The organism is Ruegeria sp. BI12, assembly GCF_056537985.1.
In genome coordinates, this window is sequence record NZ_JBQFSL010000004.1 from 61164 (window position 1) to 86101 (window position 24938).

The window sequence follows — 24938 nt, forward strand, 5'->3', positions numbered from 1 at the left end:
ACCCAAGTGGGCAGGCAGGTCATCACGTTCAAAGCAATCAATTGTGAATGTGCAGAGGTGAATAGGTTCTGTTCACAAATGCAGAGTTGGCCTTAGGTATCGGTCACGAATGCCAGAACGAATTCAGTAACTTTTTCTGCCGGCATTTCGCAGGGGCGAAGAAGTGATCCGTTTCTGGTCAGATAGATGTTCAGACTGATATAATCCCCGCCAGCCATAGCGTGCGCGACAAGCTTCTGAGATTTACCGTCTGAGAATTCTGTTCGGTTGACGATGTATCGCTTGCCGTGGGCGTACCCGGTTGATGAGCCCACCGGGATGGCGAAAAAGGCGGTCAGGAAGGCGTCCGAGGCGCTCAAGACTGTCCAATTTTTGGTTCAGTACCGGATTTGATGCGGGCGATATTTGCGCTGTGGCGCCAGTAGACCAACATGGTCAGGATACCTGTCAGTACCAGCGTCACTGAATTCGTCAGCAGAAGGACCCAAATAGTGGACATCGCGGCGGCTGCAAGTGCCGCAAGGGATGAGATACGCCATATTGCAGCAGCAACCAGCCAGGTCAGGCAACAGGCGACACCAACGCGCCAGTCCAACGCCAGCCAGATACCCAGGAACGTGGCGACCCCTTTGCCTCCCTTAAAGCCCAGCCAAACGGGGAAGCAATGACCCAATAATGCGGCCAGCGCTGCAATCTGCGCTGCATCTTCGCCCGCTGCAGCGCGCGCAACCAGAACGGCAACACCGCCTTTTGCGGCATCTAAGATCAGGGTCAGGGCCGCGGCAGTTTTGTTGCCAGTCCGCAGAACATTGGTTGCGCCGATATTGCCCGAACCGATGTTGCGCAGATTGCCCAAGCCCATCACCTTGGCCAGGACCATGCCAAACGGGATCGACCCCATCAGATACCCAAAGGCCGCCCAGAGGATCAGCTGGGTCGTTGTACTGTCAATGGCGGGCATCAGGGTCTCCGGTAAACTTCTTGGCCTGCAACGAAAGTTGCGGTGACCTTACCCTGCATCCGCTGGCCGTCAAACGGTGTGTTCTGCGATTTCGATTTCAGCGAGAACCGGTCCAGCACAAAGGGTACATCTGGGTCAAATAGAACCAGATCTGCAGGTGCGCCTTCGGACAGGCGTCCGCTGTGTAAGCCCAGTCGTTTTGCCGGGTTCAGAGACATGGCACGGAACAATGTTGGCAGATCCAGCTGCCCGGCATGACACAGGCGCAGTGCTGCGGGCAACAACGTTTCAAGAGCCACCGCGCCCGAGGCCGCCTCTTCAAACGGCAGGCGCTTGCTTTCCTCGTCCTGTGGCGTGTGCATCGAACTGATTGTATCGATCAGGCCGGTCCGCACGGCTTCGATTACCGCTTGTCGGTCATCCTCGGAGCGCAGCGGCGGTTTGACCTTGAAGAAGGTCCTATAGTCGGCCACGTCCAGCTCGTTCAGTGTCAGATGGTGGATCGACGTACCTGCGGTGATATCCAGACCGTTGCGTTTTGCGCGCTCAAGCGCGGGCAGGGCGCGGGCGGTGGTGATCTGGTCAGCGTGATAAGCGGCGCCGGTCATCTCAAGCAAGGCGATGTCGCGATCCAGCCCCATCCGCTCGGCCATTGGCGAAACAGCGGGAAGGCCACGCAGCACGGCAAACTTACCACTAGTCGCCGCGGCACCGTTGCTGAGGATGGGTTCTTGCGGGTGGGCGATGACCAGCGCCCCGCAAGCGCGGGCATAGGTCAGGGCGCGGGAAAACACCTTGGTGTTGGCGACGACATGGTCGCAATCTGTGAAGGCCACGGCTCCGGCATCCTGCAGGAACCCGATCTCAGTCATCTCGCGCCCTTCGCGGCCCTTGGTCAGCGCCGCCATAGGCAAGACATTGACAGGTGCGTCGGCCTGCGCTCGCCTGGTTGCGAATTCCAAGGTTTCCGGAGTGTCAACGGCAGGCAAAGTGTCAGGACGGGTCACGATCGTGGTCACGCCTCCGGCGGCGGCGGCCAGACCGGCGGACTTATAGCTTTCCTTGTGCCGCTCACCCGGCTCACAAACCTTGACGCCAATATCGACGATACCCGGGGCAAGGCACTGTCCTTTGCAATCAATGACTGCGCCATCCAGCGCCGGAGCATCCCCTTCGCCGCGCCCAGCAATTCGACCCTCGGACACTTGTAGCCACCCAAGGCTGTCTGTTCCGGCTTCCGGGTCGATCAGGCGGGCGTTGGTGAAAATAGTGTTGCTCATGCCATTGCCCTTTCGATAGCGGCTTTGGTTGCAGCTGGATCTGCCTGGTATTTGATCAGATGTTTGTCACCGCCCTTAGTGACAATCTGGACAAAACTGCCCATGATTTTGACCGCCTCAATCTGGTTCAGCGCAACATTGCGCGGGCCCGGGCCGGTTAGGGTGGTGTCCGTCATTTTCCACGCGGCGGTCATTTCCTCCGAAGCCAGATACCATGCGCGGATACCGATTGCGGCCAAACCGGCAGGCGCCCCTGTCCAAGGATAGGGATTGCCGATCAACCACAGCACCATCATCGCGACGGCCATTGCCCCTGCGGCCAGCCATGTGTTTGTGCGGATATAAGCCCCCTTGTCGGGCGCAAAGGTCACAGGATCAGCCACAGGATACCTCCGATGACGAGCAGTGCCACCACCGCCAGCATGGCCGATCCGATGCGGCGGGGTTTGTCATCCTGTGAAGAAACTTGTGGGGCCGAGAACGGTTTTGCGCTATCGGTTTCAATCCTTCCGCCGGTCCAGTTTGTCGCCTCTTCGGTATAGAGGCCAATCAAGCGCATCTTCGGATTCGGTCGCAGTGTGGCTGCGCGCCCCTGAAACGCAGCACTGCGCACGACCATAACCCAACCTTCAACGCTCTCCAGCGCATCTCGATCCAGTTGATCTTTGGGTATGCCACATCCTTCGTTCAGATAGCCATAAAGACCCAGTTCCTCGAGGTCCGAGACAGGAAAGACGTCGATCTGGGCCAGATCCAGACCCTCGACACCCAGAATCTGGTCTGCCGCCCCGGGTTCGCGCAGGAACTTTGCCTCTTCCGGGCGCATGTCGAGTTGAAACAAGCGCAGAACGCCGTGTTCATGTGGGGCGACGTTCAGATCACTCATGCGGCCTCACCAAGGTTGCGGGCCAGCAGTTCCATTGCGGCCATACGAACGGCGACGCCCATTTCGACCTGTTCCTGAATGACGGACCGGTTGATGTCGTCTGCCAGTGTTCCGTCAATCTCGACCCCGCGGTTCATCGGACCGGGGTGCATGACGATGGCGTCGGGTTTGGCCTGTGCCAGTTTCGCAGCGTCGAGGCCATAGCGGTGGTAGTATTCCCGCTCTGACGGGATAAAGCCGCCGTCCATCCGCTCTTTCTGAAGGCGCAGCATCATGACGACGTCGACGTCCTTTAGACCTTCGTTCATGTCGTCGTAAATTTCGGCGCCAAAATCTGCGAATTGCGACGGAACCAATGTCGGCGGCCCGATCAGGCGAATACGGTTTTCCATCTTACCCAGCAGGATCAGGTTTGACCGGGCAACGCGGGAATGAGCGACATCGCCGCAGATCGCAATGTTCAGCCGGTGCAGGCGACCCTTGGCACGACGAATGGTCAAAGCATCCAGCAGAGCCTGCGTCGGGTGTTCGTGCTTACCATCGCCGGCGTTCAGTACAGCGCAATTCACTTTCTGCGCCAACAGATCAACGGCACCTGAATGTGGATGGCGTACCACCAACAGGTCTGGGTGCATTGCATTCAGCGTCATGGCCGTGTCGATCAGCGTCTCGCCTTTTTTGATCGAGCTGGCCTGCATCGCCATGTTCATCACGTCCGCGCCCAGCCGCTTGCCCGCGATTTCGAAACTGGCCTGCGTGCGGGTCGAATTCTCGAAGAACATGTTAATCTGCGTCAGGCCCGACAGAACGTCGGAATGCTTGGTCGACTGACGGTTCATGTCGACGTATTTCTCGGCCAGATCAAGGATGGCAGTGATATCGGATTGCGACAGATGTTCGATGCCAAGAAGGTGACGATGGGCGAAACGCATTGGCGGGCTCCTGTCTGACAATCGCGCCGCTTATAAGAAGCCACGCAGCCCAAGGCAACCTAAGGATCAGATCCTTCAGGTAGTTTCTCGCACCCGCCTTCGGGCAGACACTGTTCGCCGGGCTTGCACCACTTGCCGTATCCGCAGTCGATGGCCTTAACAGGAACACATCCTTGGTTTTTTGAACATTTGAATCCCTGACGGCACTGAGACCCGGTTTTTTCGCAGAAATACCAACCGGGGCGCGTGCATCCTCCCCCCGGCAGGCAGGACGATCCGGATCCGCAAATGCGACCGTCGTCACACGTCAGGGAAGGCAGTTCCAGAATGTCGGGCGTTATCTTCTCGCATTCCCCGCGGGCGTTGCAGGTGCTGCCGCCCGGGCAATCCAGACGCGATCTGCACTTATTTTGTCCGGCTGGGGCGCACCGGGTGCCGCCTGCCACGCAGCGTTCGAACGGGCCGCAGGTTCTGCCGCCACCGCAATAGGTGCCGCCCAATGGAATGCAGTGCCCGTCAAAGCTGCATCTTTGTCCGCCCGAGCAACACGTGCTGCCGCATTTGAATTGGCCCGCGCGACACTGGCCATATCTGTCTTTGAACTGCGCAGAAGCCGGACCGCTGAGAATGATCAGCAGCAAGCCAAGGAACAAGAATCGCAAAACAGACAACATGAATATGGCAATCGTCGGTGCGATGGACCGACCAATCAAGGTCTATCTGCTTTCCCTCGTTCAAAAGGTGGTTAGATTGAGGGATATGGAATCGGCTTTGGACTATCATACTGCCCGCGCCCTGCTGGAATGGCAGATCGAGCTGGGCGCAACGGATGCGATCGGTGACGCACCGGTTGACCGGTATGCGCTGCCTGATACAGCGCCCAAAGCCAAAAGAACCCAAAAAGCGCAGACCGCACCAGAAAAACCCAAACAGGTGGATCCGGTTGCTGTAGCAAGATCAGTTGCCCAAGCCGCGGGTACATTGGATCAGTTGCAGGCGGCCATGGACGCGTTTGACCATTGCGAATTGAAGAGAGGCGCACGACAGCTGGTCTTTGCTGACGGCACACCGGGTGCGAAGGTGATGGTAATCGGAGAAGCACCGGGTCGGGATGAGGACCGCGAGGGTAGGCCCTTTGTCGGGCGGGCCGGGCAATTGCTGGACCGCATGTTGGCTGCGATTGATCTGAACCGGGCGGAAAACGTCTATATCATTAACGTCCTGCCGTGGCGCCCACCGCAGAACCGGGATCCCAAACCCGAAGAGATTGGCATGCTGAAGCCGTTCCTGGAACGGCACGTCGCCTTGGCCAAGCCCGAGGTTTTGGTGGTGATGGGCAATATCAGCTGTCAGGCCGTACTGGGCAAACGGGGGATCACGCGGTTGCGCGGTCAGTGGGATCAGGCGATGGATCTACCGGTGATCCCGATGTTCCACCCAGCTTACCTGCTGCGACAGCCGCAGATGAAACGGCAGGCATGGGCCGATTTGCTGGAACTCAAAGCGCGGCTGGAGGGAAAGGCATGAAAATCCTCGCGTTCTCGGACCTGCATATGGCGCGCAATCGCGCGGCCGAGGTTGTCGCAGCCAGCGCCGAGGCCGATCTGGTGATTGGCGCAGGGGATTTCTGTAATATGCGGCAAGGGCTGGATGACGCGATGGCTATGCTTGCGGGTATTTCGGCTGCAATGGTCGTGGTGCCCGGCAATGCCGAAAGTGTGGAAGAACTGGAAGACGCCGCACCTGAAGGCGTGCACGTCCTGCACGGGACAGGTATGACGATGGATGGTCTGCGCCTGTTTGGGCTGGGCTACGGCGTGCCAGTTACGCCGTTTGGCGGCTGGTCTTGCGACCTGTCTGATCCCGAGGCGGCCGAGCTTCTGGACCGGTGTGACGGCACCGACATCCTGATCGCTCATTCCCCACCGAAGGGCCACGGCGATACTACGTCGATGGGCGATGCCGTAGGGTCGGTGGCGGTGCGAAACGCAATTGAACGCTTGCAGCCTCAATACGCGCTTTGCGGGCATATCCACGACAGTTGGGGATATCGCGGTACAATCGGAGTGACGCAGATCGCCAACCTTGGCCCCACGGTGAATTGGTTCGAGGTCACAACGTGATAGAAACAGTTACGTTGCTGGCGTTTATCCCAGCTGCAATTGCCCTGAATCTGACGCCCGGGGCCGATATGATGTTTTGCTTTGGGCAAGGTCTTAGGTCCGGGCCGAAATCGGCAATCGCCGCCAGTGCAGGTATTTCTGCCGGGTCCATGGTTCACGTTCTGCTGGCCGGCCTTGGTCTTGGCGCAGCCGTGGCGACGATGCCCTGGTTGTTCGACGTGATCCGCTGGATGGGCGTAGCCTATCTGTTGTATCTCGCCTGGGGTGCATTTCGGAACGGGGTAGTCTCTGCGGACGCGCCGTCCGGACCCACGCAACTGGCATTCCGGGACGGTTTGGTCGTCAATCTGACGAACCCCAAAGTCATCCTGTTCGTTCTGGCCTTTATTCCGCAATTTGTGAATCCGGCAGCGGGCGCGATTCTGCTTCAGTTCCTGATTTTCGGATCAATCATTGCGCTGGGCGGCTTCGCAGTGAACGGACTGGTGGGAATTTTTGCCGGGGGTGCTGGGCGAGTGTTGATCGCGAACCCGCGCGCTTCGCGCATCATGGGCTGGGTGACCGGAGGGATTTTCACAGCCCTCGCGATCCGGCTTGCCATCTTGGAAAGGGCCTGAGGAAACATGTCGCGCATTGATGAGACCAAAGACTTCATTCCGGTCCGTATCGCCGTGCTAACCGTCTCGGACACGCGGTCGCTGGATGAAGATAAATCCGGCCAGACACTTGTGGACCGCATCGAACGCGCCGGGCATCACGTTGCTGACCGCAGCATCATTCAGGACGAACGCAGCAAGATCGCCGATCAGTTGCGGGCCTGGATCGCTAACCCGGAAATAGATGTGGTAATTTCGACCGGGGGTACCGGCCTGACGGGGCGCGACGTAACTGTCGAGGCGCATCGCGATGTCTATGAGAAGGAAATCGAGGCTTTCGGCACGGTGTTCACAATTATTTCCATGGAAAAGATCGGCACTTCCGCCGTTCAATCGCGGGCAACTGGCGGCGTGGCAGGCGGCACATATCTATTTGCATTGCCGGGCAGTCCGGGCGCTTGCAAGGACGCTTGGGACGGGATTTTGGAAAAGCAGTTCGACTATCGCCACCGTCCCTGTAATTTCGTCGAAATAATGCCCAGATTGGACGAACATTTGCGACGGAAGTAGACTGGTCGCGCGTTTAAACGTTCATAACCGCTTTGTGGCTTGGCATTTTTTATTGTCCAGCTACCTTTTGCGAATGGCAGCCTGATGCAACCGGGGTGAATTTTATATGCGATTTCTGAGGCAAAGCCTTGTTGGAGTCTTTCTGGCGTCGCTGACGCTAGCCCTGTTGTTTGTGGCGGCACAGATGATTTCGGGCGCGGTACAGGACGTTCTGACACGGGAAGAGTCCGCTCCGCAGTCGCGCGAGCGTGTATTCGCGGTGTCTGTTCGGCCTGCGGAACTGGTAACCGTGACTCCTTATCTTGAAGCATTCGGTGAGGTGCAAAGCCGCCGCAGGCTGGAACTGCGCGCGGCTTTGGGGGGGCGCGTGGTCGGGCTGGCCGATGATTTCGAAGATGGCGGTGTTGTGACAGCAAATGAGGTTCTGGTTGAACTTGATCCTGCTGATGCCCAGTCCGCGCTGGACCGGGCAAAATCCGATTTGCTGGACGCGCAGTTTGAAGAGCGTGACGCTGAACGGTCGCTGCTGCTGGCGCAGGACGAGTTGAACTCGGCCGAGGCGCAGGCGGAGTTGCGTGGGCGTGCCTTGCAGCGTCAGCAGGATTTGCAGACACGTGGCGTCGGTGCCGCAGCTGCTGTGGAAGAGGCAGAGCTTGCAAAAGCAGCTGCCCAGCAAGCGGTGCTGGCGCGGCGCATTGCGCTGGCTCAGGCAGAATCGCGCGTCGATCAGGCGACCACCCTGTTGGCCCGGGCGCGTATTGCGCTTGAGGCCGCAGAGCGCGATCTGGACGACATGACAATCCGCGCCCGGTTTGCGGGGACGTTGACGGATGTAACGCTGGTCGAAGGTCGGCTGGTGTCTGCGAACGAAAAACTGGCTGAACTCGTCGACCCTGACGCGTTGGAAGTGGCTTTCCGCGTGTCGACCGCGCAATACGTTCGATTGCTGGACGCAGCTGGCGACCTGATCGACGCGCCGGTTACCGTCTCGCTTGAGGTTACCGGCACCGACCTGACCGCCCAAGGCCGCATCAGTCGTGATAGCGGCTCGGCGGGCGAAGGACAGACCGGGCGTTTGATCTATGCCCGCCTAGACGATGCGTCGGGGTTCAAGCCGGGCGATTTTGTTACGGTCACTGTGCAGGAACAACCGCTGGACAATGTTGTGCGGTTGCCCTCTTCGGCTTTGGATGCCGTTGGGACGGTGTTGGTATTGGACGATGGCGACAGGCTCGAGGCACTGCCGGTGCAGCTGATCCGGCGTCAGGGCGATGAAGTCTTATTGCGTGGTGACGGTTTGGTGGGGCGCGAGGTCGTGATAGGCCGCACTCCGCTGTTGGGATCAGGCGTGCGTGTGCGGCCATTGCGGATAGATGACAGCGCCGGGGCTGCACCGGGTATGGTTGAGCTGTCAGTGGAACAGCGCGCTAAGTTGGTAGCTCAGGTTGAGGCCAGCACCCGCATGCCAAAGGACGTCAAAGAACGGGTTCTGGGTCAATTGAGCGAGGCTAAGGTGCCCGCCTCGCTTGTCCAGCGGCTTGAAAACAGGGCGGGGGGCTAAGCGCTATGATGCGCGAGATCCCCAGCGCGGCAGGCGGTATCCTCAGTTACTTCACGCGTCACAAAACGGTGGCAAACCTGCTACTGCTGGTGATGCTGGTACTGGGTGCGGCGGCGATCCCGAATATGCGGGCGCAGTTCTTTCCTGATGTGGTTCTAGAACGTGTCGACGTCCGTGTTGATTGGGACGGGGCCGGTCCTGAAGACGTGGACAACGGGATCGTTCAGGTGCTCGAACCTGCCTTGCTGGCGGTCGAGGGCGTTGCCAGCACCGAGTCGACCTCGCGTGAAGGGCGCGCCAGCATCCAGCTGGAGTTCGAGCCGAATTGGGACATGTCCCGCGCCGTCGAAGAGGTCCGGACTGCCGTCGACAGTGTCACCAGCCTGCCCGACGATGCCGAGGAACCGACGATCCGCCGCGGTGCCTGGCGCGACAGGGTTACGGATGTAGTTGTGACAGGGCCAGTCGACCCCGATCATCTGGCCAAGTTCACCGACGAATTGATCAACCGTCTTTTTGCGGTTGGTGTTACGCGCACAACAATTCGAGGCCTCGCCGCGCCGCGTATTGTGGTTGAGATACCGACCGCACAACTGATTGCTAACGACATCACGCTGTCCGAGGTTGCGTCAGCCGTAGCGGCTGAGGTCAACGCAAACCCGGCGGGTGATGTGACTGGCGCGAATGCCCGTATTCGCACAGGCACGGAAAAGCGCACGCCCAAGGAAATCGAAGGCATAGCGCTGCGCAACTTTGCGGATGGATCCAAGTTGCTGGTGGGCGATGTAGCACAAATCCGGGTCGAAGGTGTCAATCGCAATCGCAGTTATTTCGTGGGCGAAAATCCTGCGATGTCGGTGCGGGTGGATCGCTCGAATCTAGGTGACGCGATCGAAATCCAGCACACGGTCGAAGACGTTGTGAAGGAAATGCAGGCCAGCGTCCCCGAAGGCGTGACAATCGAATTGATCCGAACCCGCGCCCAGGCGATCACCGATCGTCTGGATATTCTGGTGGACAATGGTCTCGTCGGATTGGGCCTTGTTGTCTGTCTGCTGTTCCTGTTCCTGAACGCTCGGATCGCCTTTTGGGTCGCTGCCGGCATTCCGGTTGCCATGTCCGCCGCGATTGCCTTCATGTATATCGGTGGGCTGTCGATCAATATGGTGTCCCTGTTCGGCTTGATCATCACGCTGGGCATTGTTGTGGATGACGCCATCGTCGTGGGCGAGCATGCTGATTTCCGCGCGCGCCGGCTGGGTGAGGCACCGATGGTGGCTGCCGAACGGGCGGCACGGCGTATGGCGATGCCGGTTTTTGCGGCGACCCTGACGACGGTGATTGCCTTTTTTGGTCTGACCCTGGTTGGCGGCCGGTTTGGCGAGTTGATACGCGACATCCCCTTTACGGTGATCGCGGTGCTGATTGCCTCGTTGATCGAATGCTTCTTGATCTTGCCGAACCACATGGCGCATGCCATCGCGCATTCCACCAAAGAACACTGGTATGATCTGCCGAACCGGGTGGTCAATCGCGGGTTCCGGTGGGTGCGCGATCATCTGTTCCGCCCGTTGATCGCCTGGGTCGTGTGGGCGCGCTATGTGGTGGTCGCATTGATGGTGGTGGTCTTGGCCAGTCAGATTGCCCTGTTCATTCGCGGCGACGTGAACTGGCGGTTCTTTAACGCACCCGAGCGTGGCTCGGTCACGGGCAACTTCATAATGGTCGAAGGCGCCACCCGCGCCGAGACTGTGGCCATGATGCACGAGTTGCAGCGGGCGACCGAAGAGTTGGGCCAAATCTATGAAGAGCGCCATGGTCGCAACCCGATCGACTATGTTCTGGCCGAGGTTGGCGGATCCGCAGGTTGGGGATTGGCGGCAGCGGATGGCAAAGACGCAGATTTGCTGGGTGGTATTTCTATCGAGCTGATTGATGCGGATCTGCGCCCCTATTCCAGCTTTGAATTTGTGGGTGAGTTGCAGGACTTTGTGCCCCGCCATCCAAAGGTCGAACTGCTCAGTTTCCGAGGCTGGCGCTCGGGACCCGGTGGTGATGCCATTGATGTTCAGTTCTATGGCTCGGATGTGAACACGCTCAAATCCGCTTCCGAGGATTTGCAGACCGAGCTTTCAAAATACCCCGAGGTTTCGGCACTGGAAGACAACCTTGCCTATGACAAGGAAGAGTACATCCTGGACCTGACGGCACAGGGTCAGGCGCTGGGTTTCCGGATTGAAACGCTGGGTCGCGTGTTGCGTGATCGCCTGAACGGGATCGAGGCGGCGACCTTCCCGGATGGCCCGCGCAGTGCCGAGATCAGGGTAGAGTTGCCTGAAGGCGAGCTGACCGCCGATTTCCTGGAGCGCACTCTGATGCGCACACCCGATGGAGTGTATGTGCCGTTGGCCGATATCGTGTCGGTCGAGCGAAAGTCCGGCTTCTCGACCGTCCGGCGCGAAAATGGCCTGCGTGTGATCTCGGTAAACGGTGACATATCGGAAGACGACCCGACGCGCGCGGCTGAGATTGCACGTGCCATGGGCGAGGAAATCCTTCCGAAAATCGCCTCGGAACGACAGGTTGAATGGCGCATGGCCGGTCTGAGTGAACAGGAAGATGAGTTCCTGTCCGAGGCCCGTACCGGCCTGATCCTGTGTCTGACAGGCATTTATCTGGTGCTCGCCTGGGTGTTCGCCAGCTGGACACGGCCGCTGGTGGTGATGGCGATTATCCCCTTTGGCTTGGTCGGTGCGATATGGGGACACTATCTGTGGGACGTCCCGCTGAGCATGTTCACGGTTGTCGGCCTGTTGGGGATGACGGGGATTATCATCAACGACTCGATCGTTTTGGTGACCACCATTGACAGCTACCAAAAAGAGCGTGGGCTTGTTCCTTCGATTGTCGAGGGCACGGCGGATCGATTGCGGCCTGTGATGTTGACCACTCTGACCACAGTGCTGGGGCTGACCCCGCTGCTTTATGAAGGATCGCAACAGGCGCAGTTTCTCAAGCCCACAGTCATTACGTTGGTCTATGGGCTTGGGTTCGGGATGTTGCTGGTCTTGCTGCTGGTGCCGGCATTGCTTGCCATTCTGAACGATTTGGCCCGTCCAATGACCGCGATGCGCCGTGCTGCCCGCGCCCCGGACCGGGTGGTGCAAGGGGCTTTGGCGTGCACGGGCCTTGCCCTGCTTTTGTGGTTTGCGGTTACAATGGTTTGGCCCGCGTTTACCGGTGCACCTCTTGGGGTGTTGTCCGGTCTCTATGCTGGCGAGAGTGGCATGGCGATCCTGCAGATGGGGCTGGGTGCATTCGTTGCCGGCGCTGCGTTGATCCTGTTCTTCAGCCTCGCAGCTTCCGGCCTGCTTTATGCGCGGTTCAAAAGATCCGCGACCTAAGCCCGGCGCAGGGCAGTTTCCAGCAGGTCGATGACGCGGTTGCTCATCTCCAATTCGCCACGGCGGATCTGATCCACAGGGAACCAACGCGCGTCGAGCGCGTCGTCACCTGCAAAGGGGTCGCCGGTTTGATACTGACAGGCCACGCCTACCAGCAGGTAGTGTGTCTGGACGTTGCCGTTCGCGTCCCAGCGCAGCAAATCAAGATTGTCTAAATAGTGCTGTGGGTCTGCGATGACCGAGGTTTCTTCGCGCAGTTCTCTTTGCGCGGCTTGCAGGACAGTCTCGCCCCATTCCACATGACCCCCAGGGAACCCCCATAGCCCAGCATCAGGTTGCTTGCTGCGCTGAACCAGCAGCACTTGGTCCTTATGCAGGACAACCGCCAAAGCGCCGATTTTTGGGGTTTGTGTCATGAAATCACCGGGCTCAGCCTGCGCTGCAGCCCTGAATGTCGACCGCGTGATTTGCACCCAGAACAGTGATACGGATTTCCGATCGGTCCAGCGCAAATGGCCCTCCGGATGCGTTGATTACCTCGGAGGTTGCGACCAGAGTATTGCCCGTCCGTTTTGTTTGCGTCTGAGAGGCCCAGAGAGCAGGATTGCCCGGTTCGATCACCGCAACCTCGCGCCCGCCGGCAGAAGGCATGGTCACCCGTGCCTCGATCTGCATCCCGTCGGCTGTTGGTGACAGGTGACAGCTTGCCTGCGCCACATTGGCTTCTCGTTCAGAAAAGGGTCGCTGGGCAAGCGCTGCAGCGATGGTCGGGTTTCGCCCGGCTTCTGCGTCCAGAGTATGGTCGAATTCCAGTTGTTCGGGGATACAGACGTCCTTGCAGACGCCCAGATCCATTGTTCCTTGCAGCCGTACGGGCCGCGCCGGGTTTTTCGGTGTGATCTCGACCGGCAGAACTAGTTGGTTTTCATAGCCGATCGATTGCAGCCCGTTCTGGTCAAAGACATCCGGTGCGGGCCACGTAATCGACACGCCGCCAACATTGTCCGAGCGGGTCCAGTTGAATTCCGGCGGGATCCCAGCATCCCCCGGCGCACGCCAATAGGTTTTCCAACCGTCTTGCAGCGTCACACGCACGGCGCTCAGATATGTTCCTTTCGCTGTACGTCCGCCGTCCAGAATGTCCAACTCAGCAACAGGGCCTTTTACCTGCGCTGTCGCAGGTAAGGCCACGCCGATGGTAAGGGCGATCGCCGGAAATATCTTTTTAACGCTCATGGTTCATAAATGCGCGGTTGCGGCGCAGATTCCAAGTCACGTTCCGGTCACTGGGATGAAATCTGCGGAAATGTGTGCTGATCCCTTGCCATTCCGGGTGACCAAGGGTCATTGTTGAAACAGACCTGTTAAGAGATGTCCGCCCATGGATCTTACCGGAAAACTGTTGATTGCGATGCCCGGCATGGGCGATCCGCGTTTTGACCATTCAGTGGTGTACCTGTGCAGCCATGGCGAAGATGGTGCTATGGGCTTGATAATCAACAAACCTTCGGACTTGCGGCTAAAAACCCTGTTGAGTCAGCTGAACATCCCCTGCCGGATTCCGGTCGTGGGCGAACGTCTGGTCCATTTCGGCGGTCCGGTCGAGATGTCGCGTGGTTTTGTCCTGCACAGCTCGGATTACGAAGCGAACTTGCATTCCATGCACATCACGGATGAGTTCAGCATGACGGCAACGCTGGATATCCTCGAGGATCTTGCCTCGGGGCGCGGGCCTTTGAACTCAACTTTGGTGTTGGGCTACTCGGGCTGGGGACCCGGTCAGCTTGAGGACGAAATCGCCCTGAACGGCTGGCTCACGACTGAGGCGTCGTCACAGTTGGTCTTTGATGTGCCGGATGATGAGAAATGGAGCGGCGCTCTGGCGACTTTGGGCGTTGACCCCCTGATCCTGTCTGCGGAGTCCGGGCGCGCCTGATCAGCTGTTTCGCGGGGCTGCGGCACGGCGCAGGCGGTCGTTAATGGCTGCACCCAATCCATGATCTGGAATTGGCGTAACCGCAATTGGCCTGCCGGTGTCATTCAGGCTGTGCAAAGCGGCGAACAGGTTCGCCGCCGCCTCGGAAAGATCACCTTTCGCTGAAAGGTTTAGATCGCAGTCTACCGGGCCAAACCCCAACAGTACTTCATCTCCCTGCGCGGTGCTTGCGTCCAACCGAACGGGCGCATCCGGAGCATAGTGCGATTGCAGCTGACCTGGCGCGCTCAGCGCATCACCCGGTAAGTGATGATGCAATTGAGTTCCCAAAACGGCCTCGATCTGCTCCAGCGCAACACCGCCGGGGCGCAAAAGCGCGGGCTCGCCGGAAAGACCCACAATGGTGCTTTCCAATCCGACCCCGCATGGACCGTCATCCAGCACCGCGGCGATGCGCCCATTCAATCCGGACAGGACGTGTGCGGCGGTCGTTGGGCTGATTTGTCCGGATGGGTTGGCAGAAGGCGCGGCGACCGGGCCGTCAAACTCGGACAGCAACGCGCGCGCCGCAGGATGGGCTGGAACCCGCACCGCGAGGGTTTCAAGCCCGGCAGTTACCAGCGAGGATATCCCGTGATCCGGCCGCAGCGGCAAAACCAAGGTCAGCGGCCCGGGCCAGAACGCGGCCGCCAAAGCCTCGGCATTATCGGACCATGTCACGAAACGCCGGGCAGCTTCGGCCGAGGCTACATGCGCAATCAGCGGGTTGAAACTGGGTCGTCCCTTGGCGGCATAGATGCTGGCTACGGCTTCGCCGTTACGCGCATCCCCGCCTAAGCCGTAAACTGTTTCGGTCGGGATTGCGACTAAAAGCCCCTGGCGCAGCAGGTCTGCAGCCAGCGCGATTCCGGCCGGATCGGCGGATAATGTCAGGGTGCCGTTAGGGATCATGGGTGGTGACGCCGCGTTTTGATTGCGTATAGCATGTGGACCGATACGTAATCGGTTGAACCCAGATGCATAAAGATGGGCGGTGGAAATTCCAAGCCCGTCGGCGTAAATGCAATCAGACAGCTCCGAGGGAAGACATGCCATACCGCGCGCCAATCTCTGATTATGAATTCCTGTTCCGCCACGCGGTCGGCTTCGAACAGATCGCCGAGACCGAGAAATTCTCGGAAGCCAGCGAAGATGTCGTCAGTGCCATTCTGACCGAAGCCGGGAAAATGTGCGAAGAGGTGATGGCTCCGCTGCAGCGACCCGGTGATCTGGAGCCAGCACGGTTGGAAAACGGCGTGCTACGCACCTCGCCCGGTTATTCTGACGGCTGGAAAGCCATTGCCGAAGGCGGCTGGATCGGAATGAGCGGTGATCCGGAATATGGCGGCATGGGGCTGCCGATGACGCTGACCACCGCCGTGAACGAGATGATGTCAGCCGCCTGCCTGTCGCTGCAACTTGCGCCGCTGATGACGCAGGGCCAGATCGAGGCGCTTGAGCACCACGCCAGCGATGAGCTCAAGGAGTTGTATCTGCCCAAGATGATGGCGGGTGAGTGGTCTGGTACCATGAACCTGACAGAACCACAGGCCGGGTCGGATGTGGGTGCGTTGACTTCGAAAGCCGAAGCCAATGGGGATGGCACTTTTTCTGTGACAGGGCAGAAAATCTTTATCTCATGGGGTGACAACGATTTTGCTGAGAACGTCTGCCATCTGGTTCTGGCGCGATTGCCGGATGGCGTTCCCGGAACCAAGGGGATTTCGCTGTTCCTGGTGCCCAAGTACCTGCCGGATGAGAACGGTAAGGCCGGCGTTGCGAATGATTTGAAGGTCGTATCGGTTGAACACAAGATGGGCCTGCACGGCTCACCAACCTGCGTGATGCAATTTGACGGTGCTAAGGGCTGGATCGTGGGCAAGGAACATGGCGGCATGGCTGCGATGTTCACCATGATGAACAACGCGCGTCTGGGCGTCGGTGGTCAGGGTGTGGGTGCAGCCGAAGGTGCCTATCAGCACGCGCTGGCCTATGCGCTGGACCGTAAGCAGGGCAAAACGCCATCAGGTACGATCGTTGACCACGCCGACGTGCGTCGGATGCTGATGAGTATGCGTGCCGACACGTTCGCCGCGCGTGCGATCATGCTGGCCAACGCTGCCGCCATTGATATGGCCAACGCGACCGGCGATGCAGACTGGGCAGCTCGTGCCGCCCTGCTGACACCGATCGGAAAGGTTTTTGGCACCGAGACCGGTATGCGGGTGTCCGAAAACGGCGTTCAGGTGCATGGCGGCATGGGCTTTATCGAAGAATCCGGTGCCGCGCAGTACTACCGAGACGTCCGTGTGACTGCGATTTACGAGGGAACCAATGGCATTCAGGCCATGGACCTTGTCGCGCGCAAGATGATGGACGGCGGCGACGCAGCATCGCGTCTGTTGGACGAAATCGAGGATCACGCCGAGCAGGCGCGCGCAACCATACCCGAATTGGCTGGCCCGGTTTGGGAAGCCACGGAAAGCCTGCGCGAAACAACCGAATGGATGGTTGCGCAATCCGAGTTGAACAACCGATTTGCCGGTGCGGTGCCGTACCTTCACGCCTTTGCCCGCGTTCTGGGCGCGCATTATCATCTGATGGCTGCTTTGGCAGAACCGGGTGGTCCGCGCTTCAAACTGGCTCGTTACTACATCAACGCACTGTTGCCCGAATATGCCGGACTGCTGGCGCAAGCTCAGAACGGCGCAGATGATGTGTTCGGGCTCAGCGTCGAGGAGCTTTTGGCCTGATGGACGGAGATACCCCTTTGGCGATCCGGTATCCGTGGCCCGAACCTCCGGCCGAGGGTGAGGCGATCGAGGTCGCCGAAGGAGTGCTTTGGATGCGCTTGCCGCTGCCTATGGCACTGGATCACGTCAATATCTATGCGTTGGACGATGGCGACGGCTGGACCGTAATCGATACGGGCATGTCATCGAACAAGACCCGGCGTATCTGGGAAAAACTGATGGCCGGTCCGTTGGGTGGCAAGCCCATCAAGCGGGTGGTGGTGACGCATCATCACCCCGACCATGTGGGCAATGCGGGTTGGTTCCAATCCGAACACGGCGTCGAGCTGGTGGCTTCGCGCACCTCCTGGCTGTTTTCGCGTATGCTGCAACTGGATGTTCAGGAAAGCTGGCCGCAGGAAACTCTGGATTATTATCGCAGCGCAGGTATGGCGCCCGAGGTTCTGGCCAAGCGGATGGCCGAGCGCCCGTTCAATTATTGCGACACCGTTTATCCGATGCCACTGGGGTTCACTCGGATCAAGCAGGGTAGTGTGATCCGTATGGGCGGGCGCGATTGGGACGTGCATATGGGCAATGGTCATGCCCCAGAACACGCCACGTTCTGGAGCCGCGACGACAACCTCGTGATCACAGGCGATCAGATACTCAGTTCGATCAGTCCCAATTTAGGTGTCTATGTCACTGAACCTTTGGCCGACCCGGTTGCCGAATGGCTGGAAGCCTGCGAGCGGCTTCAGGGGTTGGCACGGCCTGATCATCTGGCACTGGGCGGGCATAAGCTGCCTTTCACAGGGCTGCCAACACGGATGAAGCAATTGATTTCCAACCATCACGGCGCGCTTGATCGGTTGCAGGACTATCTGGACCAGCCAAAAACCGCAGCCGAGTGTTTCGTGCCTTTGTTCAAACGGCAAATCAGTGGCGGCGAGTATGGGCTTGCGCTGGTCGAAGCGGTTGCACATCTGAACCATCTTTACCACATTGGTGCTGTCACCCGGACGCGCCGCGCGGACGGGGCGTGGGAGTTTCAGCGCAAAGGGTAAAGCCATGCAGGATCAGATCGAAACATCGGCCGAGGCCGCCGAAGCCGCAGCTCTGCCGCGTTGCTACGAAGTGCATGCGAACTCTGAGTCCGAGTCCGGTGCGAAGGACCTGCCTGGCCCGTTGCAAAAACCGGTTGAAACAAAAAGCCCCGCGCAATGGGCGTATGAACGTCTGATCCTCTATATCCAGAATTTCGAGAAAACTCTGACAGGTGACCAAGAAGTCGCGATGGGCTTCACTGGCGGAGACGCCGGTGTCATGCGGATCGAAGGGATGGGGTATTTCGACCCTGATATCATCACCTTTTACGGATCCGACGCGACCGGCGCGCGCACTCAGCTGGTGCAGCATGTCAGCCAGTTGAACGTGATGTTGCGGGCATTGCCCAAATCGGTCGAGGATAAACCCGCCAACCGGATCGGGTTCCGTCTGGCGGCGGATCTGGAAGAAAGCTGATCACCTGACTTGCAATTCACGTCTGCGCAGCCTTGAATGAGTCCACCATTCAAGGGGGTGTCGCGTGACCACTTTCTCTTCTGTTACAAGTGCCTACAAAGATGCGTGGGCGCGTCGCCGTGTCTTTGTGCCGATCTACCTCGTCGTGCGCCTGCTGCTGGTTGCCCTGGTTGCGCCGGGTGTCGCTATCGCAGTGAATCTTGCGGTTAGGTTGTCCAACCAAACCGCACTGACGGATCAGGCCATCGCGGCGTTCATCCTGTCGCCTGCCGGTTTTGTCGCGGCCATCGCTGTTCTCAGCTTGTTTCTTCTGGCCGAGGTGTTTGTCTTTTCGGTCATGGCCGGATCATTGCGGATGGCAGAGCCGGACCCCTGGCGGTCGGGCAGTTCTTCGATCAGGTTAATATTGTCGCGACTTCCATCCCTGTTTGGCTTTGCGGTGCGCTTTGTCATGCGGGTTTTGCTGTTGGTTTTGCCCTTTGCCGTTGTTTCTGCCGTTATCGCGTGGTGGACGCTGACGGAATACGACATCAACTATTACCTGACTTTCCACCCGCCCTCATTCTGGGTGGCCTTGGTTCTGATTGGGGCTGTTGTTCTGGTAATGGCGTGGGTGCTTATTCGCCGTCTCTCAGCCTGGGCCTTGTCGCTGCATCTGGTTTTGTTTGAGGGTGTACATCCCGGGCACGCATTCGGTATCAGCGCCAGCCGGATGGAGGGTAAGCGTGGGCGCCTCAAGATAGAATTGGCCATCTGGTTGGTTATGCGCCTTGCCATCGCCGCCATGATTGCCTGGGTTGCGGGGCTTTTGTTCGCACTGGTGCCGTTGCAAGGCGCAGCTAACCTGCGATTGGCCCTGATTTACAGCCTGGGCGTTGCCGGGATCTGGTCACTGGCCGGATTAGTTTTGGCGGCCACGGCGCTTGGCGCTTTGGCTGTGCTGCTCGATGGATTCTTTGACATCCAAACATCCGAACCACCGCATCCTGAGCCGCGCAACATACGCATATCGGTGTTCATGGCTGTTGGAGCCGCAGTCGTTGCCGTTCTTGTCGGGATATGGTTCGGCCAGCACCTTCTGGAAAGGGTACAGGCGCCGGACCGCGCCGAGGTTATCGGACATCGCGGCGCTGCGGCGCTTCGGCCCGAAAACACGATGGCCTCGGTTCTCAAGGCGATCGAGGATGGTGCCGACTGGGTCGAAATAGACGTGCAGGAAACTGCAGATGATGTGGTCATCGTCGCCCATGATAGCGACTTCATGAAACTTGCTGGCGTCAACCTCAAGGTCTGGGATGCCACGATGGAGGACATCGACCAGATCGATATCGGCAGCTGGTTTGGCCCGGAATACGCCGATGAGCGTACGCCGACACTGCGCGATGTGCTGGAGGCCGCGAAGGGCAAGGCCAAGGTCATCATAGAGCTGAAGTATTATGGCCACGACATAGACCTTGAGAATCGCGTCGTCGCCCTCGTCGAAGAGCTGGATATGCAGGACGATATTGCAACGATGTCCCTGAAATACCCGGCTGTGCAAAAGATGAAGGCGATCCGTCCCGACTGGCGGGCCGGGGTTCTGGCCGCGACTGCGGTGGGTGATCTATCGGGTCTCGAAGGTGATTTCGTTGCTGTGAACGCCGCCATGGCGACGCCGGGTTTGGTCAATTCGGTTCAGGCGGCAGGTAAGGATATCTATGTCTGGACGGTCAACGACCCGCTGCAGATGTCGGCGATGGCCTCGATGGGCGTAGACGGTTTGATCACGGACCGGCCAGCGATGGCGAACGAAGTGCTGCGGGTGCGCGCAGAAATGGGTCCGGCAGAGCGCTTGTTGCTATGGCTGGCCACCACCTTCGGCATGTCCTTTGATACTGAGGCGGCGCGCGATGAAAGCCCTTAGGCTGGCAGCGATCCTTTTGCTTAGTGCCACGGCCGCCACTGCGCAGGACGTCATGCGCAGCTTCGAGTTACCCGCGCATCGCAGCCTGATGGCAGAACGCGAAGGTGCAGAGCTGACCTCGTTTGAAACCGATGGTTGTTCGGGCGGTCTTTCGGCAAGCTGGCGCTTTGTAGCGGATACGTTCCCCAGCTTTCGGGCTTTATATGAGGCACACCCGCCCTGGGAATATTGCTGTGTGGCCCATGATCGCGCCTACCACCACGCGGGTGGGGCTTTGCGGGCCGAAGACAGCTACGAGGCGCGCCTTTCAGCAGATGATACCTTGCGTGCCTGCGTCAAACAGCATGGGGTTGAACATGACGAGGAATACGCCGAACGCTATGATATGACGGCCGAACAAATCCGTACCGCTCATTCCGTCACGGCTGAGGCGATGTATGCAGCGGTCCGGTTCGGCGGCGGCCCGTGTTCTGGCCTGCCCTGGCGCTGGGGTTTTGGGTATCCGGGGTGTTCGGTATTTCCTCCTTTGGCCCCTGCGCGCGAATGACGTGGTGACAGGCCCAGGATTTTCGATTATCCAACATTTCAAACACGCGAATTAGGATTCTGAGACTCATGGCTGAACACAAGCACGGCGAAATGGATATCACTGTTCAAACCAAAACCTTTGATGGGTTTGTCAAAGCCACCACATGGTGCGTGGTTGCCATCGCCTTACTTTGCCTGTTCCTGGCAGTCTTTGCCGCTTAATCCAAAACGGGGTTGACCGTGATCCGGATTTTGATTGCCTGCCTGCTGGCAGCAACTGTTGCTGGCTGCGCGGGATCGCAGCGTCCGCAGGCCGACCAGGCTGAAGTCGTTGCCCGATCTTATCGTGATCCGGGGCCCTCTACCCTGACGCTTTATACAATGATCAGCACGCGCACCGGATCTGGCGCGCATACCTCGTTGATGATCAGCGGCAGCGAGAGGGTGATTTTTGATCCTGCAGGGTCATTCCGGGCAGATGTCGTTCCGATCAAGGATGACGTTCTGTACGGCATAACCCCGAATGTCGAACGCGCATACCGCAGTTCACACGCGCGCGAAACGCACTATGCGCGCATCCAGACCATTCAAGTCAGCCCACAACAGGCAGAGATTGCCTTGCAGCTGGCCAAGCAATCTGGCCCGGTTGCGGGTGCCTATTGTGCGAATTCCACCGCGTCCTTGTTGAAGCAGGTTCCGGGTTTCGAACAGATCAACGTGACCTTTTTCCCAGTCAAGCTGTCGGAGCAATTCGGTCAGCTTCCGGGGGTCGTGACCACTGAGTATCGTGAGAACGACGATGCCGACCTGCAAAAAGGTCTGGCCGCCAACAACGCGACGCTGAACCAACTGGAAACGGTCTCAACCCAATAAGTACAGCAACCCGTACAGGGTTGCAGCACCGCTGAATATGGCCGCCAGTACGTTTTTGGTCATCAACCCTATCGTCAATGCAACGGCGGCGGCGGCCATCCGTGGAATGTCGGGCTGCCCTTCGGTTGCGGTTGGCCAAACAACCAGCGGTGCAATCAGGGCGGGCAGGATGGCGACGGCGGTATAGCGCAAATGGCGCAGCAGCCATGGCGGCATCGGCCGATCCCCGACGAGGCCGATAAAGACAAAGCGCAAGCTATAACTGCCGATGGCGAGACCGATAATAATGGTCCAGATCGTGACGGGATCAACGGGGGTCATGCCGCGGCCTTTCTGCGTTCAGCGTACAATTCGGCTTGCGCACCTGCCATCATGCCGGCACACCCGGCAATCAACAGCCCCAGATTGTATGGGATGCCAACGGTCAGCAATGAAACGACAATGGCAACCAGCGCAGCCACCACATGGGGCAGGGTGCGCATCATCGGCCCGATCATGGCCAGAAATGTAATCGGCAAGGCAAAGTCCAGCGCCCAGCTTTCGGGAATGCGCGTGCCAAGCACTGCGCCCAGATAAGTCGCAAATATCCATAGCGGCGTGATGGGTGTGACCGAGCCAACAAAGTAGGCCATGCGCTGCGGGACCGTCATCCTGGGTTCTTTTTCGAATTGCACGATTGAACAGGCATAGGATTGATCGACCGTTAGATAAGCGGCACATGCGCGTTGCCACATCGGCGCAGCCCCCAGATAAGGGGTCAGCGACGCGGAATACATCGCCATTCGCAGATTTACTGCAAGGGCAGAGACGAGAATAATGGCTGTTGGTGTCTGATCCTGCAGCAATTGCAGTGCAGCAAACTGCGCAGCACCTGCAAAGACCGTGGACGTAAACGCCATGGTCTGCACGATGTTTAGCCCAGCTTCAGTCGCGAAAACGCCAAACAGGGTGCCAAACGGGATTGCCACAAAAATAAACGGGGTCCCGTCGCGAAAACCCTTCCAGAAGTATGACTTGGATGTGGTGTCTGCCATGGCTAAATCCTATGGTGATCCCCGCAGCAGTAGCGGTCTTGGGAAAGGGTTGCAATTGGCCACGAAACAGAACCTGTCAGACTACATCATCGCCCCCGATCCCGGTGCGGCGCGCCTGACCCGCGCGGTCGAAGGCGTGGATCAGAATGGCGAGGTCAGTCAGATCTCGGTGGTCGAGGAACGCCCGCTGACTATTTTCCTGAATTCACAGGAAATCGTGACCGCGATGACCATAGGGGACTATCCAGAATATCTGGCGCTGGGTTTCCTGCGCAATCAGGGGATGTTGCTGGCGGATGATGAAATCACGCGCGTCGACTATGATGAAGATCTGGAAACCGTGGTAGTACGCACGGCACGCGAGACGTCCTACGAAGACAAGCTGAAGAAAAAGACCCGTACCAGCGGCTGTGCGGTCGGCACGGTCTTTGGTGATATGATGGAAGGGCTTGAGGATGTGCGCCTGCCGCAGGTTCAGGTTCGTACTTCGTGGCTTTATGACCTTGCTGCCAAAATCAACCGAACTCCATCCCTTTACCTTGAAGCCGGAGCAATCCACGGCACGGTACTGTGCCGCGAAAACCGCCCTCTGGTCTATATGGAAGATGTGGGTCGTCATAACGCGGTCGACAAGATCGCGGGCTGGATGCTGTCCGCAAAAGAAACACCTGAGGACAAGATTCTCTACACCACCGGTCGTCTGACGTCCGAGATGGTAATCAAAACGGCGATGATGGGCATTCCGGTTCTGGCTTCTCGGTCAGGTTTCACCGCCTGGGGCGTCGAGATCGCGCGCGAGGTTGGACTGACGCTGATTGGCCGGATGCGTGGGCAACGTTTTGTGTGTTTGTCAGGAGAAGATCGTCTGGTGCGCGATGTTGATCCTTCGAGCGTTCCGGTCGAAGATAAGAAGCATAAAAGAAAAAGCTCTCAGTCCTGAATTTCTTCAGTGTGCCGTCACTTCGAAAAAACTCTGCGAATTCCACAGGATATGCCCTAAGGTGGGGCAAATCGAAGTGAGATATTGGGTGTTAGCAACCTGAGGGCGCTATGGAGTTAATCAGCTTAATTGCACCGGTCTTTGCGGTGATCCTGACGGGCTACGTGTTTTCGTGGACAAAACTTCTGAGCGAGGACACATCCGAGGCTCTGGTGCAATTTGCGGTGTATGTCCTGATCCCTGCGATCATGTTCTACCTGATTGGTCAGGAGGATTTCGAGAACCTTCTGAACTATGGGTTTTATCTGTCCTACGGCGGTACACTCCTGGTTCTTTTTGCTGTTTTATTCATCTGCCTGAAAACGTTGACGAGTTATCAGGTCGGATCCGCAACCGTGTTAGCCTTTGCTGGTGTTGCTTCAAACACAGCGTTGGTTGCGTTGCCCATTCTCCACGCGATTTTCGGGTCAAAAGGGGCTTTGCCGGCAGTTTTGGCGAACCTTGTTGTCGCCATTTTGCTGTTGGTTTTGACCACCATTCTCGAAACGTCTGCAGGGCATAAGGCAAGCAAGAGGACGCCCGTTTACAAGATTGTCGCCAATGTCCTGAAAAACCCGATTATCGCTGCAACTTTGTTAGGCGTTGTCTATTCTTTTACGGGCATTGGGTTTTCTCAGGCTGTTTCGGACTATTTGGAGTTGATGAGTCAGGCGCTGGCGGCAGTTGCCTTGTTCGCGATCGGGTTCACCACAAGCGTGCGTACGATCCTTCAAACCGGTCCGATGATCTTGTTTCTGTCAATAATGAAGCTTCTCGTAGTTCCGGGGCTCGTGCTGCTTGCGGCACATCTGATCGGGCTGGACCCGCTTTGGACCATTGCGGCAACGGTTTCAGCGGCGGCCCCTACGGCTAAAAGCATCTTCCTCTTGGCTAAACATTATGATCAGGAGCCTCAGCTTGCCGCTCATATAGTCTCCGCGACTTCGCTTCTGGCGGTGGTGACTTTGATCCTGTGGCTGTTTGTCCTGCACCAACTGCATCCAACAGCGTTCCAATTGAATTGAGTTCGATCTACAAAGTTGCGATCAATTGATCACTTGGATCTAGGCAACAAGG

The 24938-nt window shown here is 58.3% G+C and carries 27 protein-coding genes; 16 read left to right on the forward strand and 11 right to left on the reverse strand.

Annotated features, from left to right (window positions below):
• Positions 1-92 precede the first annotated feature (92 nt).
• The 6 genes from ACR0AK_RS21515 to ACR0AK_RS21540 are packed head-to-tail and all read right to left on the reverse strand — an operon-like array spanning position 93 to position 4059.
• Entirely contained in the window at positions 93-359 is a 267-nt protein-coding gene (locus ACR0AK_RS21515; protein WP_480794917.1) for a hypothetical protein, read from the reverse strand.
• Positions 356-961 (reverse strand): glycerol-3-phosphate 1-O-acyltransferase PlsY, encoded by a 606-nt coding sequence (gene plsY / locus ACR0AK_RS21520; RefSeq protein ID WP_480794918.1) that lies wholly within the window; start codon positions 959-961, stop codon positions 356-358. The genes ACR0AK_RS21515 and plsY overlap by 4 nt, the downstream gene beginning before the upstream one ends.
• Positions 961-2241, reverse strand: a complete 1281-nt coding sequence (pyrC, locus tag ACR0AK_RS21525) for a dihydroorotase (RefSeq protein ID WP_480794919.1) — start codon at positions 2239-2241, stop codon at positions 961-963. The genes plsY and pyrC overlap by 1 nt, the downstream gene beginning before the upstream one ends.
• Positions 2238-2624: a hypothetical protein gene (locus ACR0AK_RS21530; RefSeq protein ID WP_480794920.1), complete on the reverse strand. Its 387-nt coding sequence runs from the start codon at positions 2622-2624 to the stop codon at positions 2238-2240. The genes pyrC and ACR0AK_RS21530 overlap by 4 nt, the downstream gene beginning before the upstream one ends.
• Positions 2609-3127: a hypothetical protein gene (locus ACR0AK_RS21535; RefSeq protein ID WP_480794921.1), complete on the reverse strand. Its 519-nt coding sequence runs from the start codon at positions 3125-3127 to the stop codon at positions 2609-2611. Before ACR0AK_RS21535 ends, ACR0AK_RS21530 begins: the two co-directional genes overlap by 16 nt.
• Positions 3124-4059: an aspartate carbamoyltransferase catalytic subunit gene (locus ACR0AK_RS21540; RefSeq protein WP_170562579.1), complete on the reverse strand. Its 936-nt coding sequence runs from the start codon at positions 4057-4059 to the stop codon at positions 3124-3126. The genes ACR0AK_RS21535 and ACR0AK_RS21540 overlap by 4 nt, the downstream gene beginning before the upstream one ends.
• Before the next feature lie 759 nt (positions 4060-4818).
• Here ACR0AK_RS21540 and ACR0AK_RS21545 point away from each other — a divergent pair.
• From ACR0AK_RS21545 to ACR0AK_RS21570, 6 genes are all read left to right on the forward strand, one after another.
• Positions 4819-5586: a uracil-DNA glycosylase gene (locus ACR0AK_RS21545; RefSeq protein WP_480795063.1), complete on the forward strand. Its 768-nt coding sequence runs from the start codon at positions 4819-4821 to the stop codon at positions 5584-5586.
• Entirely contained in the window at positions 5583-6182 is a 600-nt protein-coding gene (locus ACR0AK_RS21550; RefSeq protein WP_170562582.1) for a metallophosphoesterase family protein, read from the forward strand. The genes ACR0AK_RS21545 and ACR0AK_RS21550 overlap by 4 nt, the downstream gene beginning before the upstream one ends.
• Positions 6179-6799: a LysE family translocator gene (locus tag ACR0AK_RS21555; RefSeq protein WP_480794922.1), complete on the forward strand. Its 621-nt coding sequence runs from the start codon at positions 6179-6181 to the stop codon at positions 6797-6799. Before ACR0AK_RS21550 ends, ACR0AK_RS21555 begins: the two co-directional genes overlap by 4 nt.
• Positions 6800-6805: 6 nt before the next feature.
• Positions 6806-7348 (forward strand): molybdenum cofactor biosynthesis protein B, encoded by a 543-nt coding sequence (moaB, locus tag ACR0AK_RS21560; protein ID WP_170562589.1) that lies wholly within the window; start codon positions 6806-6808, stop codon positions 7346-7348.
• A gap of 106 nt (positions 7349-7454) precedes the next feature.
• Positions 7455-8909, forward strand: a complete 1455-nt coding sequence (locus tag ACR0AK_RS21565; RefSeq protein WP_480794923.1) for an efflux RND transporter periplasmic adaptor subunit — start codon at positions 7455-7457, stop codon at positions 8907-8909.
• A 5-nt stretch (positions 8910-8914) separates the two neighbouring features.
• Complete coding sequence (locus tag ACR0AK_RS21570) at positions 8915-12313, forward strand: efflux RND transporter permease subunit (protein ID WP_480794924.1); 3399 nt, start codon at positions 8915-8917, stop codon at positions 12311-12313.
• Here ACR0AK_RS21570 and ACR0AK_RS21575 read toward each other — a convergent pair.
• Together ACR0AK_RS21575 and ACR0AK_RS21580 are read right to left on the reverse strand one after the other, a co-directional pair.
• Positions 12310-12729 carry an NUDIX hydrolase gene (locus tag ACR0AK_RS21575; protein ID WP_480794925.1) on the reverse strand — a complete coding sequence of 140 codons (420 nt, stop codon included), beginning with the start codon at positions 12727-12729 and terminating at the stop codon, positions 12310-12312. The genes ACR0AK_RS21570 and ACR0AK_RS21575 overlap by 4 nt on opposite strands.
• A gap of 13 nt (positions 12730-12742) precedes the next feature.
• Positions 12743-13549 carry a protein-disulfide reductase DsbD domain-containing protein gene (locus ACR0AK_RS21580; RefSeq protein WP_170562601.1) on the reverse strand — a complete coding sequence of 269 codons (807 nt, stop codon included), beginning with the start codon at positions 13547-13549 and terminating at the stop codon, positions 12743-12745.
• Between the two features lie 145 nt (positions 13550-13694).
• Here ACR0AK_RS21580 and ACR0AK_RS21585 point away from each other — a divergent pair, with 145 nt between their 5' ends.
• The gene (locus tag ACR0AK_RS21585; RefSeq protein WP_170562604.1) at positions 13695-14249 is read left to right on the forward strand and encodes a YqgE/AlgH family protein; all 555 of its coding nucleotides are present in this window, start codon (positions 13695-13697) and stop codon (positions 14247-14249) included.
• Here the strand turns inward: ACR0AK_RS21585 and ACR0AK_RS21590 are convergent, their stop codons facing one another.
• A complete protein-coding gene (locus ACR0AK_RS21590; protein ID WP_480794926.1) occupies positions 14250-15200 on the reverse strand; it encodes an L-threonylcarbamoyladenylate synthase in 951 nt (316 codons plus the stop codon).
• A gap of 137 nt (positions 15201-15337) precedes the next feature.
• Between ACR0AK_RS21590 and ACR0AK_RS21595 the strand changes: the two genes are divergently transcribed.
• The 7 genes from ACR0AK_RS21595 (at position 15338) to ACR0AK_RS21625 (ending at position 21848) form a co-directional block, all read left to right on the forward strand.
• Complete coding sequence (locus tag ACR0AK_RS21595) at positions 15338-17041, forward strand: acyl-CoA dehydrogenase family protein (RefSeq protein WP_480794927.1); 1704 nt, start codon at positions 15338-15340, stop codon at positions 17039-17041.
• Entirely contained in the window at positions 17041-18087 is a 1047-nt protein-coding gene (locus ACR0AK_RS21600; protein ID WP_480794928.1) for an MBL fold metallo-hydrolase, read from the forward strand. Before ACR0AK_RS21595 ends, ACR0AK_RS21600 begins: the two co-directional genes overlap by 1 nt.
• Before the next feature lie 4 nt (positions 18088-18091).
• Positions 18092-18544: a DUF6173 family protein gene (locus tag ACR0AK_RS21605; RefSeq protein WP_480794929.1), complete on the forward strand. Its 453-nt coding sequence runs from the start codon at positions 18092-18094 to the stop codon at positions 18542-18544.
• A gap of 64 nt (positions 18545-18608) precedes the next feature.
• Positions 18609-20447 carry a glycerophosphodiester phosphodiesterase gene (locus ACR0AK_RS21610; protein WP_480794930.1) on the forward strand — a complete coding sequence of 613 codons (1839 nt, stop codon included), beginning with the start codon at positions 18609-18611 and terminating at the stop codon, positions 20445-20447.
• The gene (locus tag ACR0AK_RS21615; protein WP_480794931.1) at positions 20434-20994 is read left to right on the forward strand and encodes a hypothetical protein; all 561 of its coding nucleotides are present in this window, start codon (positions 20434-20436) and stop codon (positions 20992-20994) included. The genes ACR0AK_RS21610 and ACR0AK_RS21615 overlap by 14 nt, the downstream gene beginning before the upstream one ends.
• A gap of 68 nt (positions 20995-21062) precedes the next feature.
• Positions 21063-21197 carry an aa3-type cytochrome c oxidase subunit IV gene (locus ACR0AK_RS21620; protein WP_058273578.1) on the forward strand — a complete coding sequence of 45 codons (135 nt, stop codon included), beginning with the start codon at positions 21063-21065 and terminating at the stop codon, positions 21195-21197.
• A gap of 18 nt (positions 21198-21215) precedes the next feature.
• Positions 21216-21848, forward strand: coding sequence for a hypothetical protein (locus tag ACR0AK_RS21625; protein WP_170562622.1), 633 nt, complete (start codon positions 21216-21218; stop codon positions 21846-21848).
• On the opposite strand, the gene ACR0AK_RS21630 is transcribed toward ACR0AK_RS21625, so the two are convergent.
• Together ACR0AK_RS21630 and ACR0AK_RS21635 are read right to left on the reverse strand one after the other, a co-directional pair.
• A complete protein-coding gene (locus ACR0AK_RS21630; protein WP_170562625.1) occupies positions 21837-22169 on the reverse strand; it encodes an AzlD domain-containing protein in 333 nt (110 codons plus the stop codon). The two genes, ACR0AK_RS21625 and ACR0AK_RS21630, sit on opposite strands and share 12 nt — an antisense overlap.
• Positions 22166-22882, reverse strand: coding sequence for an AzlC family ABC transporter permease (locus tag ACR0AK_RS21635; RefSeq protein ID WP_170562628.1), 717 nt, complete (start codon positions 22880-22882; stop codon positions 22166-22168). The genes ACR0AK_RS21630 and ACR0AK_RS21635 overlap by 4 nt, the downstream gene beginning before the upstream one ends.
• Here ACR0AK_RS21635 and ACR0AK_RS21640 point away from each other — a divergent pair.
• Together ACR0AK_RS21640 and ACR0AK_RS21645 are read left to right on the forward strand one after the other, a co-directional pair.
• Complete coding sequence (locus ACR0AK_RS21640; protein ID WP_480794932.1) at positions 22881-23822, forward strand: formate dehydrogenase accessory sulfurtransferase FdhD; 942 nt, start codon at positions 22881-22883, stop codon at positions 23820-23822. The two genes, ACR0AK_RS21635 and ACR0AK_RS21640, sit on opposite strands and share 2 nt — an antisense overlap.
• A gap of 110 nt (positions 23823-23932) precedes the next feature.
• The gene (locus ACR0AK_RS21645) at positions 23933-24886 is read left to right on the forward strand and encodes an AEC family transporter (protein ID WP_480794933.1); all 954 of its coding nucleotides are present in this window, start codon (positions 23933-23935) and stop codon (positions 24884-24886) included.
• The last annotated feature ends 52 nt before the right edge of the window (positions 24887-24938 follow it).

Excerpts from the sequence above, each read along its gene's own strand:
- plsY (WP_480794918.1), bottom strand. The coding sequence starts at position 961 with ATGCCCGCCATTGACAGTACAACGACCCAGCTGATCCTCTGGGCGGCC.
- pyrC (WP_480794919.1), bottom strand. The coding sequence starts at position 2,241 with ATGAGCAACACTATTTTCACCAACGCCCGCCTGATCGACCCGGAAGCC.
- ACR0AK_RS21535 (WP_480794921.1), bottom strand. The coding sequence starts at position 3,127 with ATGAGTGATCTGAACGTCGCCCCACATGAACACGGCGTTCTGCGCTTG.
- ACR0AK_RS21540 (WP_170562579.1), bottom strand. The coding sequence starts at position 4,059 with ATGCGTTTCGCCCATCGTCACCTTCTTGGCATCGAACATCTGTCGCAA.
- ACR0AK_RS21545 (WP_480795063.1), top strand. The coding sequence starts at position 4,819 with ATGGAATCGGCTTTGGACTATCATACTGCCCGCGCCCTGCTGGAATGG.
- ACR0AK_RS21550 (WP_170562582.1), top strand. The coding sequence starts at position 5,583 with ATGAAAATCCTCGCGTTCTCGGACCTGCATATGGCGCGCAATCGCGCG.
- moaB (WP_170562589.1), top strand. The coding sequence starts at position 6,806 with ATGTCGCGCATTGATGAGACCAAAGACTTCATTCCGGTCCGTATCGCC.
- ACR0AK_RS21565 (WP_480794923.1), top strand. The coding sequence starts at position 7,455 with ATGCGATTTCTGAGGCAAAGCCTTGTTGGAGTCTTTCTGGCGTCGCTG.
- ACR0AK_RS21570 (WP_480794924.1), top strand. The coding sequence starts at position 8,915 with ATGATGCGCGAGATCCCCAGCGCGGCAGGCGGTATCCTCAGTTACTTC.
- ACR0AK_RS21575 (WP_480794925.1), bottom strand. The coding sequence starts at position 12,729 with ATGACACAAACCCCAAAAATCGGCGCTTTGGCGGTTGTCCTGCATAAG.
- ACR0AK_RS21580 (WP_170562601.1), bottom strand. The coding sequence starts at position 13,549 with ATGAGCGTTAAAAAGATATTTCCGGCGATCGCCCTTACCATCGGCGTG.
- ACR0AK_RS21585 (WP_170562604.1), top strand. The coding sequence starts at position 13,695 with ATGGATCTTACCGGAAAACTGTTGATTGCGATGCCCGGCATGGGCGAT.
- ACR0AK_RS21590 (WP_480794926.1), bottom strand. The coding sequence starts at position 15,200 with ATGATCCCTAACGGCACCCTGACATTATCCGCCGATCCGGCCGGAATC.
- ACR0AK_RS21595 (WP_480794927.1), top strand. The coding sequence starts at position 15,338 with ATGCCATACCGCGCGCCAATCTCTGATTATGAATTCCTGTTCCGCCAC.
- ACR0AK_RS21600 (WP_480794928.1), top strand. The coding sequence starts at position 17,041 with ATGGACGGAGATACCCCTTTGGCGATCCGGTATCCGTGGCCCGAACCT.
- ACR0AK_RS21605 (WP_480794929.1), top strand. The coding sequence starts at position 18,092 with ATGCAGGATCAGATCGAAACATCGGCCGAGGCCGCCGAAGCCGCAGCT.
- ACR0AK_RS21615 (WP_480794931.1), top strand. The coding sequence starts at position 20,434 with ATGAAAGCCCTTAGGCTGGCAGCGATCCTTTTGCTTAGTGCCACGGCC.
- ACR0AK_RS21620 (WP_058273578.1), top strand. The coding sequence starts at position 21,063 with ATGGCTGAACACAAGCACGGCGAAATGGATATCACTGTTCAAACCAAA.
- ACR0AK_RS21630 (WP_170562625.1), bottom strand. The coding sequence starts at position 22,169 with ATGACCCCCGTTGATCCCGTCACGATCTGGACCATTATTATCGGTCTC.
- ACR0AK_RS21640 (WP_480794932.1), top strand. The coding sequence starts at position 22,881 with ATGGCTAAATCCTATGGTGATCCCCGCAGCAGTAGCGGTCTTGGGAAA.
- ACR0AK_RS21635 (WP_170562628.1), bottom strand. The coding sequence starts at position 22,882 with ATGGCAGACACCACATCCAAGTCATACTTCTGGAAGGGTTTTCGCGAC.
- ACR0AK_RS21645 (WP_480794933.1), top strand. The coding sequence starts at position 23,933 with ATGGAGTTAATCAGCTTAATTGCACCGGTCTTTGCGGTGATCCTGACG.